The sequence below is a fragment of the Streptomyces apocyni genome, from assembly GCF_009739465.1.
GTDB lineage: Bacteria > Actinomycetota > Actinomycetes > Streptomycetales > Streptomycetaceae > Streptomyces > Streptomyces apocyni.
Genome location: NZ_WHOM01000065.1, coordinates 497,742 through 517,240, shown reverse-complemented (window position 1 = coordinate 517,240; position 19,499 = coordinate 497,742). Strand labels below are relative to the sequence as shown.

11 protein-coding genes are annotated in these 19,499 nt (G+C 70.6%); all 11 read left to right on the top strand.

The features are described from left to right. Positions 1 to 71 precede the first annotated feature (71 nt). On the top strand, positions 72 to 1,334 hold the full coding sequence (locus GCN81_RS21290) for a L,D-transpeptidase (RefSeq protein WP_156726200.1): 1,263 nt from the start codon (positions 72 to 74) through the stop codon (positions 1,332 to 1,334). Positions 1,335 to 1,416: 82 nt separating this feature from the next. After that, entirely contained in the window at positions 1,417 to 2,391 is a 975-nt protein-coding gene (locus tag GCN81_RS21285) for a LysR family transcriptional regulator (protein WP_156726199.1), read from the top strand. Positions 2,392 to 2,503: 112 nt separating this feature from the next. Beyond that, entirely contained in the window at positions 2,504 to 3,913 is a 1,410-nt protein-coding gene (locus GCN81_RS21280) for a carbohydrate-binding protein (RefSeq protein WP_156726198.1), read from the top strand. A 332-nt stretch (positions 3,914 to 4,245) separates the two neighbouring features. Further along, positions 4,246 to 6,294, top strand: coding sequence for a M4 family metallopeptidase (locus GCN81_RS21275; protein ID WP_156726197.1), 2,049 nt, complete (start codon positions 4,246 to 4,248; stop codon positions 6,292 to 6,294). Between the two features lie 230 nt (positions 6,295 to 6,524). Next, positions 6,525 to 7,106 carry an AMIN-like domain-containing (lipo)protein gene (locus tag GCN81_RS21270; protein ID WP_156726320.1) on the top strand — a complete coding sequence of 194 codons (582 nt, stop codon included), beginning with the start codon at positions 6,525 to 6,527 and terminating at the stop codon, positions 7,104 to 7,106. 99 nt (positions 7,107 to 7,205) lie between these two features. Then, positions 7,206 to 9,014, top strand: a complete 1,809-nt coding sequence (locus GCN81_RS21265) for an ABC transporter ATP-binding protein (RefSeq protein ID WP_156726196.1) — start codon at positions 7,206 to 7,208, stop codon at positions 9,012 to 9,014. Further along, positions 9,011 to 10,912, top strand: coding sequence for an ABC transporter ATP-binding protein (locus GCN81_RS21260; protein WP_231626880.1), 1,902 nt, complete (start codon positions 9,011 to 9,013; stop codon positions 10,910 to 10,912). The genes GCN81_RS21265 and GCN81_RS21260 overlap by 4 nt, the downstream gene beginning before the upstream one ends. 210 nt (positions 10,913 to 11,122) lie before the next feature. After that, a complete protein-coding gene (gene glgP / locus GCN81_RS21255; protein ID WP_156726195.1) occupies positions 11,123 to 13,786 on the top strand; it encodes an alpha-glucan family phosphorylase in 2,664 nt (887 codons plus the stop codon). 477 nt (positions 13,787 to 14,263) lie between these two features. Further along, entirely contained in the window at positions 14,264 to 16,273 is a 2,010-nt protein-coding gene (locus GCN81_RS21250) for an alpha-1,4-glucan--maltose-1-phosphate maltosyltransferase (protein WP_156726194.1), read from the top strand. Further along, a complete protein-coding gene (treS, locus tag GCN81_RS21245; RefSeq protein WP_156726193.1) occupies positions 16,270 to 17,988 on the top strand; it encodes a maltose alpha-D-glucosyltransferase in 1,719 nt (572 codons plus the stop codon). The genes GCN81_RS21250 and treS overlap by 4 nt, the downstream gene beginning before the upstream one ends. A gap of 57 nt (positions 17,989 to 18,045) precedes the next feature. Next, on the top strand, positions 18,046 to 19,491 hold the full coding sequence (locus tag GCN81_RS21240; RefSeq protein ID WP_156726192.1) for a maltokinase N-terminal cap-like domain-containing protein: 1,446 nt from the start codon (positions 18,046 to 18,048) through the stop codon (positions 19,489 to 19,491). Positions 19,492 to 19,499: the final 8 nt, after the last annotated feature.

Sequence of the window (19,499 nt, the reverse complement as noted above, 5' to 3'; positions counted from 1 at the left end):
TGCGCTGGGTGGGGCCTGGCCACATGGCCGGATGGCGAGCCTGACCAGGGCCGTGCGAGGGGAGAACGAACGTGAACGGGCGACCGATATCGGGGGCATCGGTTGGGGTGCGGCGGCGGCGCCGTGGCGCGGGGCCGCTGGCCCTGGCGCTCGGCGCCGTACTGCTGGCGACCACGGCGTGCGGACCGGGTGACTCAGGCAAGGGTGGGGACGGAGACGGGAACGGCGGCAAGAAGGCCGGCGCCGACCCGACGCCCACCGACAACCGGCCCTCCGAGGCGGTGGTGGCGGTCGCGCCCAAGGACGGCGCCGAGGCCGTCGCCACCAGCGGGACCCTGAAGGTCACCGCGGCCAAGGGCAAGCTGACGAAGGTGACGGTCAAGGACACCGCGGGCAACACCATCCCGGGCGAGATAGCCAAGGACGGCGCCTCTTGGAAGCCTGCCCTGCACCTGGCCGCGTCGACCAAGTACAAGGTGCACGTCACGGCGAAGGACTCTGCGGGCCGGACCGCCGCGAAGGACACCTCCTTCACCACACTGACCCCGCAGAACACCTTCATCGGCCACTTCACGCCGGAGGACGGCTCCAAGGTCGGTGTCGGGATGCCGGTCTCGTTCAACTTCACCCGCGGGATCACCAACCCCGCCGACGTGGCGAGGGCCATCGAGGTCACCGCCGAACCCAAGGTCGAGATCCGGCACAAGTGGCACGGCAACGACCGGCTGGACTTCCGCCCGGAGAACTACTGGAAGCCCGGCACCAAGGTCTCCGTGAAGCTCAACCTCGACGGCGTCGAGGGCCGCGACGGCGTGTACGGCACGCAGGCCAAGACCGTGAAGTTCACCGTCGGCCGCAGCCAGGTGAGCGTGGTCGACGCCAAGAAGAAGACCATGACGGTGAAACGGGACGGCAAGACCCTCAAGACGATCCCGATCACCGCGGGCGCGCCCTCGACCACCACGTACAACGGCCAGATGGTCATCACCGAGAAGCTCCCGGTGACCCGGATGGACGGCGCCACCGTCGGCTTCGGCGGCGAGTACGACATCAAGGACGTACCGCACGCGATGCGGTTGTCGACCTCGGGCACGTTCATCCACGGCAACTACTGGGCGAGCGCCTCCACCTTCGGCTCGGAGAACGTCAGCCATGGGTGTATCGGACTGCGTGACGCGCGCGGCGGCTATGACGACAAGACGCCGGGCGCCTGGCTCTTCAAGAAGTCGATGATCGGCGATGTGGTCATCGTGAAGAACTCCAAGGACAAGCAGATCAAATGGTTCAACGGCCTGAACGGCTGGAACCTGGCCTGGGACGAGTGGGAGAAGTAGGGGAAGGCAGGGAAGTCAGGGAAGCAGCATTGGTCTGGACCGGAGTCTTGCCCCCGCACGCGGCGCGGACCAAGCTCACCCTATGGACCTGGAGTTGCGGCATCTGAAGACGATCCGCGCGATCGCCGACGCGGGCAGCCTCACCAAAGCCGCCACCGCACTCGGTCTCGCCCAGCCCGCGCTCAGCACCCAGCTGAAGCGTATCGAACGCATCCTGGGCGGGGAGCTGTTCGAGCGCGGGCGGCACGGGGTGCGGACCACCGCGCTGGGGGATTTCGTACTGGACCGCGCTCGCGTCGTCCTGCCCGCGGTGAGCGGCCTCCAGCGGGAGGCGGCGCGGTTCGCCCACGCGGCCGACGAGGGACGCGGCTTCCGGATCGGCGGCACACACGGCCCGCTGCTGGGCGGTCTGGTGGACCGGCTCGCGACGGCCTGTCCCGGAGCGCGGGTGACGACGCACACCTCGTGGTCGGAGCGCGAGATCGCGGCGCTGACGGCCGAGTCGCGGCTGGACTTCGCGCTGATCGGGACCTGCGGCGCGAGCCAGCCGCCGGAGGGCGAGCGGCTGATCTGGCGGGAAATCGCGCGGGACCCGGTGTTCGTGATGCTCGCCACCGACCATCCGCTGGCCGGGTGCGCGGAGATCGACCTGGCCCGTCTGTCGGCCGAGTCGTGGACGGACGTGCCGGGCGACGGCTGCTTCGGCGACTGCTTCACGGCCGCCTGCGCCCGGGCGGGGTTCACGCCGGCCGGTGTGTACGAGACGGACACCGCGTCATGCGTCCACCTCGTCCAGGTCGGCCGGGCGGTCGGGCTCTGCCGGGCGACCTTCCCACCCACCGCGGGCGTGGTGACCCGGCCTCTGACGGGCGCTCCGCTGACCTGGCGGCATCTGCTCGGCTGGCATCCCGCGGGACCGGCCGCGGCCCACGCGCCCGCGGTGTACGCACAGACGCGCGCGGCGCACACGGACGCGGCCGCCCGCAGTGACACGTACACGGCCTGGCTCGCCGACAGCCACCATCCCATCCATAACACTGGGCAAAGGGTCAACTGACAGCTTCTGAAGAGAAGTTCACGGTTCTACGGTTTCGGCGACTCCACCTCCCCGCGAACTCCGCATCAACGTTCGCATCGCACTCCGCATCGAAACCGAGGAGACCTCCCCCATGCTCCACAGAAACGCCAAGGGCGCGGCAGCCGCCGCACTGGCCGCGGTCGGCGCGCTCGCGCTGACCGCGTTGCCTGGCACGGCGATGGCCAAGACGGCCGCCCCGGAACCCCCCACACACTCCGCCACCCAGTCCGCGACCCTGTCCGCCGCGGAGACAGCCGCCGTGACCGAGGCCTCCCCCGGTCTCCTCAAGGCCATGCAGCGCGACCTGGGCCTCACCGCCACCCAGGCCAAGCAGCGCCTGGTCAACGAGGCCGAGGCGGGCGCCGTCGCGGGTGCGCTGCGGAGCACCCTGGGCGCCGACTTCGCGGGCGCCTGGGTTCAGGGCGCCGACTCCGCGCGACTCACCGTGGCCACCACCGACGCCTCGGACGTCAAGGCGATCGAGGCCAAGGGCGCGCGGGCCAAGCTCGTACGGCACTCGACCTCGGAACTCGACGCGGCCAAGGCGGAGTTGGACCGGGCCGCGAAGAAGGCCGCCAACAAGTCCGTCGCCCAGGACGCCCCCGTCTGGTTCGTCGACCTCGCATCGAACAGCGTCGTCGTCCAGGCGGTCAAGGCGTCGGCGGCCAAGAAGCTGGTCGCCGCGGCGGGCGTCGACGCGGCGCTCGTACGGGTCGAGAAGACCGCCGAACGCCCGCGCCCGCTCTACGACATCGTGGGCGGTGACGCGTACTACATGGGCAGCGGCGGCCGTTGCTCCGTGGGCTTCTCCATCACCCGGGGCAGCCAGCAGGGCTTTGTCACGGCCGGGCACTGCGGGCGCGCGGGCACGACGACCCGGGGCAGCAACCAGGCGGCGCAGGGGTCCTTCCAGGGGTCCATCTTCCCCGGTCGCGATATGGCCTGGGTGCTCACCAACTCCAGCTGGACCGCGACCCCGTACGTCCGTGGCTCCGGCGGCCGCCTGATGCCGGTCGAGGGTTCCACGCAGTCTCCGGTAGGCGCGTCGATCTGCCGTTCAGGGTCGACCACCGGATGGCACTGCGGCACCATCCAGCAGCACAACACCAGTGTCACCTACCCCGAGGGCACCATCTCCGGGGTGACCCGGACCTCGGTCTGCGCGGAGCCGGGCGACTCGGGCGGCTCCTACATATCGGGCACCCAGGCGCAGGGCGTCACCTCGGGCGGCTCGGGCAACTGCCGCAGCGGGGGTACGACGTTCCACCAGCCGGTGAACCCGATCCTCCAGCAGTACGGGCTGACGCTGAAGACCACGTCGGGCGACCCCGGTGACCCGGGCGACCCGGGTGAGCCCGGCGGCAGCTGGTCCGCGGGCACCGTCTACACGCCGGGCGACCAGGTCACGTACGGCAACGCCACGTACCGCTGCATCCAGGGGCACCAGGCGCAGACCGGCTGGGAGCCGCCGAGGACCCCGGCGCTCTGGCAGCGGCTGTGAGCTGACGGGCCGTTGAGGCACTGAGGGGCTGAAGCGCCGAGGCGCTGAGGCGTCGACGGGGCCGCGCATCGGGGGGTGCGCGGCCCCGTACGCGTACGCCGGGTGCGCGTACCTGCCGCACTACACCCGCCACACGTACGCCTGGCACAGACACGCCAACTGACCGGATAACGAACGTCGTTAACCGTTCAGCGTGCGTTTTGAGCCAACATGTTGACGCGCCCCTGACACGCATAGGGGTCTGCTGTCACTCTTCCGAGGATCGGGCGCGCGGCACCCCCCACGTTCCGTGCGCGGTTCTCTGAGCTCCATCACACGTACAGGAGTCAGTGTTGAGATCACTCTCAGGCAGACGCACCTCCCACACCCGCGCCAAAGCTACCGGCGCTCTCATCGCCGCCACTGCCCTGCTCGCCGTAGGCATCCAGACCTCCGTCGCGGGCGCCTCAACCCCCCAGGCGGCCGCACCCGCCGCCGCGGACAAGGGAGCCGACCCCGGCGCCCTGCCAGCCAAACTCTCGCCCGCCCAGCGCACCGCGCTGATACGCGAGGCCGACGCGTCCAAGGCGGAGACCGCCAAGGAGCTCGGCCTCGGCAAGAAGGAGAAGCTCGTCGTCCGCGACGTCGTCCAGGACCGGGACGGCACCACGCACACCCGCTACGAACGCACCTACGGCGGACTCCCGGTGCTCGGCGGTGACCTGATCGTCAGTCAGGACAAGTCCGGCGAGGCGGAGTCCGTCTCCAAGGCGTCCACGGCGAAGCTGAAGGGCATCGCCACCAGCGCCAAGATCGCGGCGTCCACCGCCGAGAAGCAGGCGCTGGGCGCGGCGAAGGCCGAGGGCGCCAAGAAGCCCGCCGCCGAACAGGCCCCGCGCAAGGTCGTCTGGATGGCCGACGGCGAGCCGACCCTCGCGTACGAGACGGTCGTCGGCGGGCTCCAGAAGGACGGCACCCCGAACGAGCTGCATGTCGTCACGGACGCCGCCTCCGGCGCGAAGCTGTACGAGTGGCAGGCCGTCCACAACGGCGACGGGCACACGCAGTACAGCGGCGACGTCGAGCTCGGCACGGCGCGGTCCGGCAGCAACTACACGCTGTCCGACACCAACCGCGGCAACCACCGTACGTACAACCTGAACCGCGGCACGTCCGGCCAGGGCACGCTCTTCTCGGGACCGGACGACGTCTGGGGCAACGGCACTCCGCAGAACCTGGAGACGGCCGGCGCTGACGCCCACTACGGCGCGGCGCTCACCTGGGACTACTACAAGTCCGCGTTCGGCCGTGACGGCATCCGTGGCGACGGCGTCGGCGCGTACTCGCGCGTCCACTACGGCAACAACTACGTCAACGCCTTCTGGCAGGACAGCTGCTTCTGCATGACGTACGGCGACGGTGACGGCAACGCCAAGCCGCTGACCTCGATCGACGTGGCCGCGCACGAGATGACCCACGGGCTCACCTCATCCACCGCCGGTCTGCGCTACAGCGGCGAGTCCGGCGGCCTGAACGAGGCCACCAGCGACATCATGGCCGCCGCCGTCGAGTTCGCCGCGAACAACTCGAAGGACCTCGGCGACTACCTCGTCGGCGAGAAGATCGACATCCGTGGCAACGGCACCCCGCTGCGCTACATGGACAAGCCCAGCCGGGACGGCAACTCCAAGGACTACTGGTACTCGGGCATCGGCAATGTCGACGTCCACTACTCGTCGGGCCCGGCGAACCACTTCTTCTACCTGCTCTCCGAGGGCAGCGGCAAGAAGACCGTCAACGGGGTCGACTACGACTCGCCGACCTCCGACGGGCTTCCGGTGACCGGCATCGGCCGCGAGAAGGCCGCGCTGATCTGGTACAAGGCGCTCAGCACCAAGTGGGGCACCACGACCAACTACGCCGGCGCGCGCACCGGCACCCTTGAGGTGACCGCCGACCTGTACGGCGGCGACAGCGACGAGTACAAGGCGGTCCAGCACGCGTGGGCCGGAGTCAACGTCGGCGAGCGGCCCGACGACGGTGGTCCGGGCGAGCCCGGTGACACGTACGAGAACGGCACCGACGTCCAGATCCCGGACTACGGCTCAGCCGTCACCTCGTCGATCACCGTCGACCGGGACGGCAACGCGCCGAGCGCCCTGAAGGTGGGCGTGGACATCGAGCACACCTGGCGCGGTGACCTGGTCATCGACCTGATCGCCCCGGACGGCACGGCGTACCGCCTGAAGAACGCCAGTGGCGGTGACTCGGCGGACGACGTCAAGGAGACCTACACGGTCAACGCGTCGTCGGAGACGGCCGCGGGGACCTGGAAGCTGCGGGTGCAGGACGTGGCCCGCTGGGACACCGGCTACATCAACAGCTGGAAGCTCACCTTCTGAATCTGGAAGCTCACCTTCTGATCAGAAAATGATCGGCCGAGAATGCCGCGTCCGTGCCCCTGGCGTTGCCAGGGGCACGGACGCGTGACACCAGCCGGACGCGGGCTGGCGGTTGAGGCATCTGGCGAGATTCCCTGTTTGCTCCCGTCTGGTGTACAACCTTCCAGCCGCCGGGCTGTCTCACTAAGCAGCGGAGTGACACGACACCCGATGCGACCCAAGGGGACATGATGCGACGGACTGGAGCGGTAGCGGCGGTACTCGTGCTCGCGGGTGCCACGCTGGGGATGGCGGCGGGCACCGCGGGCGCGGCCCCAGCGGAGGGCTCGCGAGCGGCGGCAGCGACTGTCTGCCCGACGGGCTGGGGCAGCGGCACCAAGAGCGGTACCTTCACGGGCGCCGAGCACCTGAAGAACATCAGAACCGGAAAGCACGAGTGCTTCGACCGCATGGTGTTCGACGTGCCCGGCGGCGGCAACGAGATCGGCTACTACGTCCAGTACGTGGACCAGTTCTACACGGACCCCGCGGGCCAGCACATACCGGTCGCGGGTGGGGCGATACTCGACATCCACGTCGGCGCGTGGAGCTACGATCTGGAGGCGGGCGAGCAGACCTACCCGGGCAAGGTGGGCGAGCCGCTGCCCGACGTGAACATCAGCGGGTACAGCACCTTCCGGGACACCCGGTACGGCGGCACCTTCGAGGGCCAGACCCAGGTCGGTCTCGGCGTCCGCGCCCGACTGCCGTACCGCGTGTTCCAGTTGAACGACCGGGTCGTGGTCGACGTGGCCCACAGCTGGACGAGCTAGGACTGGTTCTTCTCCAGGTCAGCGATCACGAGCCGATCTTGGACGGCGGGTGAAAAACCCGTTGGGGGCTGTCAGTGGTGAACCCTAGGCTCGCTCCTGATGTCCGCTGACCACGCGCCCGAAGCCGCGCCCCCCAAGGACCGATCCGCCGTACGTTCCCTGCTGCGTCTGTGGCCGTACGTGCGGCCGGTGCGGGCGCGGCTGTCCGTCGCGGCAGTGGTGGCGATCGTCGCCTCGTGTGTGGCGCTGGTCATCCCGCTGGTGCTCAAGTGGATCGTGGACGGGCCGGTGGCCGCGGGTGATCCGGGTGGGGTGTGGCTGGGTGCGCTGCTCCTGCTGGTGATCGGTGTGGGCGAGGCGCTGCTGTTCGGGTTTCGGCGGTGGTTGGTGGCGCGTCCGCTGGCCGGGGTCGAGGCCGCGATGCGGGCCGATCTGTTCCGGCATCTGCAGCGCCTTCCGGTGGCGTTCCATGACCGGTGGGCGTCCGGGCAGCTGCTGTCCCGGGGCACCACGGATCTGATGCTGCTGCGGATGTTCCTCGCCTTTCCGTTGACGTTCTTGCTGGTCAACGGCGTGACGATCCTGGTTGGCGTGATCATTTTGCTGGCTCAGGAGTGGACGCTCGGGCTGGTGATCCTCGGTCCGGTGATTCCGCTGGTGGTCATCTGCTCGATCTTCGAGCAGCGCTATTCGCACGCCGCGCGGCGCGCGCAGGACCAGGTCGGGGACCTCACCACGGTCGTCGAGGAGAGCGTGCTCGGGGTCCGGATCATCAAGGGCTTCGGCCGCCACCGCGCGCAGGCGCGGGCCTTCAGGGAGCTGTCCCACACCCTGCGCGGCACGGAGCTGCACAAGGCCCGGCTGCTCGCCGGGATCTGGGCGGCCATCGTGCTGCTGCCCGAACTGGCCGTCGGCGCCGCCCTGGTGCTCGGCACGGTGCAGGTGGCGGACGGGACGCTGTCGGCGGGCACGCTGGTCGCCTTTCTGTCGACGGCGCTGGCGCTGCGCTGGCCGGTGGAGTCGATCGGCTTCCTGCTGGCCATGAGCCAGGAGGCGGCTACGGCGACGGATCGGTACTTCGAAGTACTGGACGCGGAGCCGGAGTCCGCGTCGGATCGCCCTGCGGGCGAGCGGATACCCGGCCGCCCGGCAGGCTCGGCTGGGCTCCAGTTCCACGGCGTGCGGTTCCGCTACCCCGACGCCCCCGCTGACGCGGCCCCCACCCTGGACAGGATCGACCTGCGCATCAGGCCCGGCGAGACGCTGGCGCTGGTCGGCGCGACCGGCAGCGGAAAGACCACGCTCACCGCGCTGGTCCCGCGCCTGCACGAGGTGACGGGCGGCAGGATCACGCTCGACGGCCAGGACATCACCGAGATGCCCCGGGAGCGGCTGCGCGAGCTGGTGGCCGTCGCCTTCGAGGAGCCGACGCTGTTCTCCGCCACTGTCGGCGACAACGTCCTGATGGGCGCCGACCCGAAGGCCGGGGACGCGGAGCTGTGCCGCGCCCTGGACGTCGCTCAGGCCGACTTCGCGCACGCGCTGCCGCACGGCACCGCGACCCAGGTGGGCGAGCAGGGCCTGAGCCTGTCCGGTGGGCAGCGCCAGCGGCTCGCCCTGGCCAGGGCCGTGGTGGGTCGCCCGCGCTTTCTCGTACTGGACGATCCGCTGTCGGCGCTCGACGTCCACACCGAGGCTTTGGTCGAGGCGGCGCTGCGGCGGGTTCTCGCGGACACCACCGCCCTGGTCGTGGCGCACCGCCCGTCGACGGTGCTGCTCGCCGACCGCGTCGCGCTGCTGTCCGGCGGCCGGATCGCCGCCGTCGGCACCCATCAGGAACTGCTCCGTACCAACGCCGAGTACGCCTGGCTGATGTCGGGCGCCCCGATCCCTGAGGAGGCCCGTTGACGACCACGGTGGACAACCAGCCCGCGGACGTCGACCCGCCACCGCCGCCGCACGAGCCGGAGAAGGGTCAGGCGCAGGGGCAGGCGCGGGAGCAGGCGCAGGAACAGGACGCGTTCTCGCAGGACACGCTGCCCGCCCCCGACGGCGCGACCGGCGCCCTGCTGCGCTCCCTGCTGGCCCCGCTCAAGGGCCGGGTCGCGTTCACCGCCGTCCTGCTGCTGCTTCAGCAGGCGGCCGTGCAGGCGGGCCCGCTGCTGGTCGCGTACGCCATCGACCGCGGCGTACCGGCGGTCCGCGCGAACGACTACGGGCCGCTGATCGCCGTGGCGGTCGGCTACGCCCTGTGCTCGCTGGGCGGTGCCGCGCTCCAGTACGGCTTCATCCGGTCCGCGGCCCGGGTCAACCAGGACGTCCTGCTCGATCTGCGCGGCCGGATCTTCCGGCACGCCCAGGCGCTGTCCGTCGATTTCCACGAGCGCTACACGTCTGGACGGCTGATCTCCCGCTCCACCACCGACGTCGAGTCGCTGCGGGAGCTGCTCGACGAGGGCCTCCAGGAACTGATCACCGTCATCCTGTCCACCGCCTACATCCTGGCCCTGCTGCTCTGGCTTGACCTGGGCATCGGCGGCGTCGCGGTGGGCTCCTTCGTCCTGCTGTATCTGCTGGTACGCGTCTACCAGCGCCGGGCGGCGGCGGTCTACCGGAAGCGGTCCACCGCGATCGCCGCGGTCATCGTGAAGTTCACCGAGACCCTGAACGGCATCCGGCCGGTACGGGCCTTTCGGCGCGAGCGGGCGAACGACGCCGAGTTCCACCGGCTCAACCGCACCCACGAGCACACCAACGGCGACGCGATGCTGGAGATGGCCCGCTATGTGGTCGGCTCTCGGCTGGTCGCCAACACCGCGGTCGCCGGGATGGTCCTCTGGGGCGCCTACCGAGTCGCCGACGACACCCTGGCGCTCGGCGTGCTCGCCGCCGCCGTCCTCTATCTGCGGCGGCTGTACGACCCGATCGACCGGCTTGGGATGTTCCTGAACTCCCACCAGTCGGCAGCCGCGTCGCTGGAGAAGATCGCGGGCCTGCTGGCCCAGGCGCCGACCGTCCCCGAGCCCGCCGCACCCCGCGAGCTCCCGGCGCTCGCCTCCCAACACCCCGGCCGCGCGGTCGAGTTCAGCGGCGTGTCGTTCTCGTACCGCACCGGCGGCGAGGTGCTTCCGCGCTTCGACCTGACCATCCCCGCTGGTCAGACAGTGGCCGTGGTCGGCTCCACCGGCGCGGGCAAGTCCACCCTGGCCAAGCTGCTGGCCCGCTTCTACGACCCGACCGACGGCCGGGTCCTGCTCGACGGCACCGACCTGCGTGACCTGGCGGTGCCCGAACTGCGGCGCGGGGTGGTCATGGTGACGCAGGAGGCGTTCCTGTTCTCCGGCACGGTCGCCGAGAACATCGCCATCGGCCGCCCGGAGGCCAGCCGCGAGGACATCGAGCGCGCCGCGAAGGCGATCGGCGCGCATGACTTCATCGCGGCTCTCCCGGACGGCTACGACACCGATGTCCGCAAGCGCGGCGGCCGCATCTCCGCGGGCCAGCGCCAACTGGTCGCCTTCGCCCGCGCCCTGCTCGCCGACCCGGCCGTACTCATCCTGGACGAGGCGACCAGCTCCCTCGACGTGCCTGGTGAGCGGGCCGTACAGCGGGCGATGGACACCGTGCTGCATGGGCGCACGGCGGTGGTGATCGCCCACCGGCTCTCCACGGTGGAGATCGCCGACCGGGTCCTGGTGATGGCGGACGGCCGCGTGGTGGAGGACGGAACCCCGGCCGAACTCACCGCGAGCGAGGGCCGCTTCGCGCGGCTCCACCGCGCCTGGCGGGACAGCCTGGTGGGCTAGGGGCGCCTCCCAGGGCCTGTTGCGACAGCGGATCAAGCACATCAGAGGTGTCCCCCTGGCCGACGCGGGCGCGCGGCGGCCAGGGGGACACCCGCGCCCCTCCTCCCCCAGCCGCCCCCTCGTGCGCCGCGTGCGCCGTGGCAGGGTGGGGGCTCGCGCCGCTACCGTCGGGAGCGCCCGCATGCCACAGCGCACCGAGGGAGCCCGACCGTGAAGGCTATGCGTCGGTTCACCGTACGGCCCGTACTCCCCGACCCTCTCCAGCCGCTCAGCGATCTCTCCCGCAATCTCCGCTGGTCCTGGCATACCGCAACGCAGGAGCTCTTCCAGTCCGTCGACCCTGGGGCCCGAACCCAGGACCCCTGCCGCCTGCTCGGCCAGGTACCGACCGCGCGGCTCACCGAACTCGCCGACGACCCCCAGTTCCTGAGTCAACTTCAGGCCGCCGCCGACGATCTGCGGGAGTACCTGGAAGGCCCCCGCTGGTACCAGGAGCAGCAGAGCCAAGCGCAAGGCGGCGAACTTCCGGAAGGCGGCGAACTTCCCGCCGCCATCGCCTACTTCTCGCCCGAGTTCGGGATCACCGCCGCGCTGCCGCAGTACTCGGGCGGGCTCGGCATCCTGGCCGGTGACCATCTGAAGGCGGCCAGCGACCTCGGGGCGCCGCTGGTCGGGGTCGGACTGCTGTACCGGCACGGCTACTTCCGGCAGTCGCTGTCCAGGGACGGCTGGCAGCAGGAGCACTATCCGGTCCTTGACCCGCACGAGCTGCCGCTCACGCCGCTCCGCGAGGCGGACGGCACGGCGGCTCAGGTGGCGCTCGCGCTGCCCGGCGGGCGGTCGCTGCGGGCGCATATCTGGCTGGCCGATGTGGGCCGGGTGCCGCTGCTGCTGCTCGACTCGGACGTCGAGGACAACGACCCGGGCGAGCGTGACGTGACGGACCGGTTGTACGGCGGCGGCAGCGAGCACCGGCTGCTCCAGGAGATGCTGCTCGGTATCGGCGGGGTGCGCGCGGTCCGTACGTACTGCCGCCTCACCGGCCACCCGCACCCGGAGGTGTTCCACACCAACGAGGGCCACGCGGGCTTCCTCGGCCTGGAGCGCATCCGCGAACTCACCCACGAGGGGCTGGACTTCGACGCGGGCCTGGAGGCGGTGCGGGCCGGAACGGTGTTCACCACGCACACCCCCGTGCCCGCCGGTATCGACCGCTTCGACCGCGAGCTGGTCGCCCGGCACTTCGGCGACGGGGCCGAACTGCCGGGCGTCGACGCCGAACAGGTGCTGCGGCTGGGCATGGAGACCTATCCGGGTGGTGAGCCCAACCTGTTCAACATGGCGGTGATGGGCCTGCGGCTCGCTCAGCGCGCCAACGGCGTCTCGCGCCTGCACGGCAGCGTCAGCCGCGGCATGTTCGCGGGTCTCTGGCCGGGCTTCGACGCGGACGAGGTGCCGATCAGCTCGGTGACCAACGGGGTGCACGCCCCGACCTGGGTGGCGCCCGAGGTGTTCCGGCTCGGCGCGCGGCAGATCGGTGAGCGGCGGACCCAGGACGCGTTGAGCGTCGGTGATTCACCGCGCTGGGACGCGGTCGCCGAGATCGGCGACCAGGAGATCTGGGAGCTGCGGCGTTCCCTGCGCGAGCAGTTGGTGGGGGAGGTACGGCAGCGGCTCGGCGTCTCCTGGCGTCAGCGCGGCGCGGCGGAGACCGAACTGACCTGGCTGGACGGAGTGCTTGACCCGGATGTGCTGACCATCGGGTTCGCCCGCCGGGTCCCCTCGTACAAGCGCCTCACGCTGATGCTGCGCGACCGCGACCGGCTGATGGAGCTGCTGCTGCACCCCGACCGGCCAATCCAGATCGTGGTGGCGGGCAAGGCGCACCCCGCCGACGACGGCGGCAAGCGCCTGATCCAGGAGCTAGTGCGGTTCGCGGACGACCCACGGGTACGGCACCGGATCGTGTTCCTGCCGGACTACGGCATGGCGATGGCGCAGAAGCTGTACCCCGGTTGCGATATCTGGCTGAACAACCCGCTGCGCCCCCTGGAGGCCTGCGGCACCTCCGGCATGAAGGCCGCGCTCAACGGCTGCCTCAACCTGTCGGTCCTGGACGGCTGGTGGGACGACTGGTTCCAGCCGGACTTCGGCTGGGCCATCCCGACAGCCGACGGCACGGCGGTCGACGCGGACCGGCGCGACGAGCTGGAGGCGACCGCGCTGTACGACCTGCTGGAGCAGCGCATCGCGCCGCGCTTCTACGAGCGCGGCCCCGGCGGGCTCCCTGACCGGTGGATCGACATGGTCCGCCAGACCCTGACCACGCTCGGCCCGAAGCTGCTGGCCGGTCGCATGGTCCGGGAGTACGTGGAGGGGCTCTACGCCCCCGCGGCCCGTGCCCACCGCGCCCTGGACGCCACGGCGGCACGGGAGTTGGCGGCGTGGAAGAGCCGGGTCCGGGCGGCCTGGCCCTATGTCGCCGTCGACCACGTGGAGGCGGCGGCGGCCCAGGCGGACCGGCCGGTGGGTGCGGGCAGCGAAGAGCTGGGCTCGACGCTCGCGCTGCGGGTGCGGGTCAGGCTCGGTGAACTGCGGCCCGACGATGTGGAGGTGCAGGCGGTCACGGGCCGGGTCGACCCCGAGGACCACCTCACGGACACCTCGGTGACGGGCCTCAAACCCGCCGCGGGGCCCGACCTGGAGGGGCGCTGGATCTACGAGGGCCCGCTCGCCCTGGATCGTACGGGGCCCTTCGGCTACACCGTACGCATTCTCCCCGCGCACCGGCTGCTGGCGAGCGGCGCCGAACTCGGGCTGGCCGCGGTGCCTTCCGAGGGCACGGGTGAGGTGGCGGGGGTGCTCCTGCGCTGACCACTGGCGACGGGGGAGGCCCGGGCGGCATGGGGGACCACCCGGGCCGGTATGGGAGCGTGCGGGCGTGCCATGTGAGAAGAGAGTGGCATTTCCGCCACGGTCATGTCATCGGGATGAACAGAGGTTGGCTGGAACTCGTCCGGTGTACGGCCACTCCCATCCGATATACGGACCAGGCGCCAACTCGCCGCCGCGACACCGCCACCTCGCCGCCACCTCTCCGCGACATCGCCGCGACTTCGCCGCGACTTCGCCGCGACTTCGCCGCCACACCGCCACTCTCCGCCATCTCGCCGCTGCGAAACACGACTCAAATCCGCGCGCCTTACTGAGCAGTCCGTCTTGTCTGATCCCTTACGCGCTAGTAAGCAACAAAGCACCGGATTGCCCACCACGACGTGGCGGGAAGGCTCCCCCCGTGCGCTCCGTACCACCGACCCCGCCGTACTCTCCGAACCCTCTTCAGGTGGTCATGTGAACTCATCCTCAGGACGCATCCCCGTCCTGGACGTCCGCCCGAGCGTCGACTGCGGCCGCCGCCCAGCGAAGGCGGTGGCCGGTGAGACCTTCCAGGTCACCGCCACCGTCTTCCGCGAAGGCCACGACGCGGTCGCCGCCCAGGTCGCACTCGTCGACCCCCGGGGCCGTACGGGCCCGCTGATACCGATGCGCGAACTGGCCCCAGGCACCGACCGCTGGGGCGCCGATGTCACCCCCGACACCGAAGGCGACTGGACGTTCCACGTCGAGGCCTGGAGCGATCCGGTCAGCACCTGGCGGCACCGCGCGCGGATCAAGATCCCGGCCGGGCAGGACACCGAACTGACCCTCGAAGAGGGCGCCCAACTCCACGAACGAGCCGCCGCCCAGGCCCCCGAGCCGCACTCCCGGCACACCCTGAGCCAGGCCGCCGCCGCGCTACGGGACATCACTCGCCCCGCACCGGCCCGGCTCGCGGCGGCCCTGACGCCCAGCGTGGACGAGGCGCTCGCCCGCCACCCGCTGCGCGAACTGGTCACCGCCTCCGCCCCGCTCCCGCTCAGGGTGGAGCGGCCACGCGCCCTGTACGGCTCCTGGTACGAGTTCTTCCCGCGCTCCGAAGGCGCCGTACTGCGCGAGGGCGAGCCGCCCGTCAGCGGCACCTTCGCCACGGCCGCCAGGCGCCTGCCCGCGATCGCCGCGATGGGCTTCGACGTCGTCTACCTGCCGCCCATCCACCCCATCGGCACCACCCACCGCAAGGGCCGCAACAACACCCTCTCGGCCGAACCGCACGACGTCGGCGTGCCGTGGGCCATCGGCTCCCCGGACGGCGGCCACGACGCCGTGCACCCCGACCTCGGCACACTCGACGACTTCGACGCGTTCGTCCACGCGGCGGCGGACCTCGGCCTGGAGGTCGCCCTGGACTTCGCGCTCCAGTGCTCTCCCGACCACCCTTGGGTGGACAAGCACCCCGAGTGGTTCCGCCACCGGGTCGACGGCAGCATCGCGTACGCCGAGAACCCGCCGAAGAAGTACCAGGACATCTACCCGCTCGACTTCGACCAGGACCTGCCAGGCCTCATCACCGAGACGTTACGCATCCTGCGGTTCTGGATCGACCACGGCGTACGGATCTTCCGCGTCGACAACCCGCACACCAAGCCGCTGCTCTTCTGGGAGCGGGTCCTCGATTCCGTCCGGCGTACCGACCCCGATGTGATCTTCCTGGCCGAGGCGTTCACCCGGCCCGCGATGATGCACCGGCTCGCCGCGATCGGCTTCCAGCAGTCGTACACCTACTTCACCTGGCGCACCACCAAGCGGGAACTCACCGAGTACGCCACCGAACTCACCGGCGAAGCGGCCGCGTACATGCGCCCCAACTTCTTCGTGAACACCCCCGACATCCTGCACGCCTACCTCCAGGACGGCGGCCGCCCCGCCTTCGAGATCCGGGCGGTACTCGCCGCTACCCTCTCCCCCACCTGGGGCGTCTACAGCGGATACGAACTCTGCGAGAACACCCCGCTGCGCCCCGGCAGCGAGGAGTACCGGGACGCCGAGAAGTACGAACTACGCCCGCGTGACTGGGAGTCCGCCGAGCGTGCGGGCCGTTCCCTGGCACCGCTGATCACCACACTCAACCGGATCAGACGCCGCAGCCCCGCCCTGCGCCAGTTGCGGGACCTGCACTTCCACCACGCCGACAACGACGCGGTGCTCGCGTACTCCAAGCGGCAAGGTTCGAACACGGTTCTGGTGGTCGTCAACCTCGACCCCCACCACACCCAGCAGGCCACGATCTCGTTGGACATGCCGACGCTCGGGCTTGACTGGCACGAGAGCGTGCCGGTGCGCGACGAGCTCACCGGCGAGACCTACCACTGGGGCAGGGCCACCTACGTACGCCTGGAGCCGGGCCGCGCGCCCGCTCCCGCGCATATCTGCACCGTCCTGCGACCGTCCTCACCGTCCCCCGGAGGGTCACCCACATCATGATCGTCAACGAGCCTGTCCCGGACACCTTCGAGGACACCCCCGCCAAGGACCGTGACCCCGACTGGTTCAAGCGCGCCGTCTTCTACGAGGTCCTGGTCCGCTCCTTCCAGGACAGCAACGGCGACGGCATCGGCGACCTCAAGGGCATCACCGCCAAACTGGACTACCTCCAGTGGCTCGGCGTGGACTGCCTCTGGCTGCCGCCGTTCTTCAACTCCCCGCTCCGCGACGGCGGTTACGACGTCTCGGACTACACGTCCGTACTCCCCGACTTCGGCGACCTGGCCGACTTCGTGGAGTTCGTGGACAGCGCGCACCAGCGCGGTATGCGGGTGATCATCGACTTCGTGATGAACCACACCAGCGACCAGCACCCGTGGTTCCAGCAGTCCAGAACCGATCCGGAAGGACCGTACGGCGACTACTACGTCTGGGCCGACGACGACAAGCAGTACCAGGACGCCCGGATCATCTTCGTCGACACCGAGACCTCCAACTGGACCTTCGACCCGGTCCGCAAGCAGTACTTCTGGCACCGCTTCTTCTCCCACCAGCCGGACCTCAACTACGAGAACCCGGCCGTCCAGGAGGAGATCATCTCGGCCCTGCGCTTCTGGCTCGATCTGGGCATCGACGGCTTCCGTCTCGACGCGGTCCCGTACCTCTACGCCGAGGAGGGCACCAACTGCGAGAACCTGCCCCGCAGTCACGCGCTGCTCAAGCGGGTCCGCATGGAGATCGACGCCCACTATCCGGACACCGTGCTGCTGGCCGAGGCCAACCAGTGGCCGGAGGACGTCGTCGACTACTTCGGCGACTTCGCGGCGGGCGGCGACGAGTGCCATATGGCCTTCCACTTCCCGGTGATGCCACGGATCTTCATGGCGGTACGCCGCGAGTCCCGCTATCCGGTCTCCGAGGTGCTGGCGAAGACCCCGGCGATCCCGTCCGGCTGCCAGTGGGGCATCTTCCTGCGCAACCACGACGAGTTGACGCTCGAGATGGTCACGGACGAAGAGCGCGACTACATGTACGCCGAGTACGCCAAGGATCCCCGGATGCGCGCCAACATCGGCATCCGGCGCCGTCTGGCCCCGCTGCTGGACAACGACCGCAACCAGATCGAGCTGTTCACCGCGCTACTGCTGTCGCTGCCCGGATCGCCGATCCTCTACTACGGCGACGAGATCGGCATGGGCGACAACATCTGGCTGGGCGACCGGGACGCCGTACGCACCCCGATGCAGTGGACCCCGGACCGTAACGCGGGCTTCTCCTCCTGCGACCCGGGACGGCTCTACCTCCCCACGATCATGGACCCGGTGTACGGCTACCAGGTGACGAACGTCGAGGCGTCGATGTCGTCCCCGTCCTCGCTGCTGCACTGGACCCGTCGGATGATCGAGATCCGCAAGCAGAACGCGGCGTTCGGACTCGGCTCCTACACGGAACTGCCGTCCACGAACCCGGCCGTGCTCGCCTTCCTGCGGGAGGCCCCGGGGCCAGGCTCAGGCGACGACGACCTCGTGCTGTGCGTCAACAACTTCTCGCGGTTCCCGCAGCCTACGGAGCTGGACCTGCGCGCGTATAAGGGGCGGCATCCGGTGGAGCTGATCGGCGGGGTGCGCTTCCCGGCGATCGGCGAGTGGCCGTATCTGCTGACGCTGGCCGGGCACGGCTTCTACTGGTTCCGGCTGCGCTCCGAACACAGCTAGGACAGGCACAGGCCCTAGCACTCTTCCCTGTCCGCCCCAGCGGAAGGACGCGATGCCATGTCGGAAGCCCACACCCGTCCTGGACGCCCCGGTGCACCTGGCGTACCTGGTGCGACCGCCGTCGCTCTGCTCTCCTCGCTCGATCCGCTGCTGCGTCGGTGGCTGCCGGAGCAGCGTTGGTTCGCGGGCAAGGGCCGGGAGGTCAGCGGCTTCGAGCTGGTGGCGGCGACGGAGCTGCTGCCGCCCACGGCGTCGCCTGGGCTGCTGCATCTGTTGGTACGGGTGCGGCAGCCGGTGGTGGTGCCGGGACAGGGGGTGCCGGGGCCATCGGTGCCGCCGGGGCCGTCCGTGCCTCCCGCCGACTGCTATCAGCTGCTGCTCGGCGTGCGGCCGACCCTGCCGCCGCACCTCGCGCCCGCGCTGATCGGCCGCCCGGCGCGGGGGCCACTGGACGGATGGACCGTCTACGACGCACTGGGCGACCCACGGCTCGCGGAGATTCTCCTGGAGCGGCTACGGATTCCGGGGCGGATCGGCGGGCTCAGCTTCGCACGCGACGAAAAGGTGGAGATCCCGGCGAACCTGACGGCGCGCGCGCTCGGCGCCGAACAGTCCAACTCCTCGATCGTGTACGGCGACACCTACGTCCTGAAGCTCTTCCGCCGGGTGGTGCCCGGCATCAACCCGGACCTGGAGCTGCCGCTGGCCCTCGCGCGCGCGGGGTGCGGGCGGGTGCCAGCGCCGGTGGCGTGGTTCCACGCGGCGTCGGCGACGCCTGGTGAGCCGTACGTACTCGGCCTGCTCCAGCCCTACCTGGCGGGCGCCGAGGACGGCTGGGAGCTGGCCCTGCGGATGCTCGCCAAGGGCGCCGACTTCACCCTGGACGCGGCCGCGCTGGGCCGCGCCACGGCCGAGGTGCACGACGCGCTCGCCGCCGCGCTGCCCAAGGTGACCCTCGGCAGGCCACAACGGGAGCTGATCGCCTCCGGGATGCGCGAGCGGCTGGCCGCGACCGCGCGGGCGGTGCCCGCGCTACGGCCGTACGCGGCGGGACTGGCCGACGCGTTCGACGCGGTGCGGGGGCCCGCGGGCGAGGAGTTCGGGTACGCCCAGCGCGTGCACGGCGATCTCCACCTCGGCCAGTGCCTGCGCGCCCGCACCGGGTACTGGTCCCTGATCGACTTCGAGGGCGAGCCCGTACGCCCACTAGCCGAACGGCGCCTCCCGCAGCCACCCGTGCGCGATGTGGCCGGCATGCTCCGCTCCTTCGACTACGCGGCCCGCTCACACCAGCCCTGGTCACCCCGGTGGGCCGCCGACTGCCGGACCGCGTACTGCACGGGATACGCGGAGGTGTCGGGCCGGGACCCGCGCGCGGAGGCCGTACTGCTGCGCGCCTACGAGACGGACAAGGCCGTGTACGAGGTCCTCTACGAGGCCCGGCACCGCCCTGACTGGCTCCCCGTACCGCTGGCCGCCGTACGCCGACTCGCCACTGGCTGACCACCCAC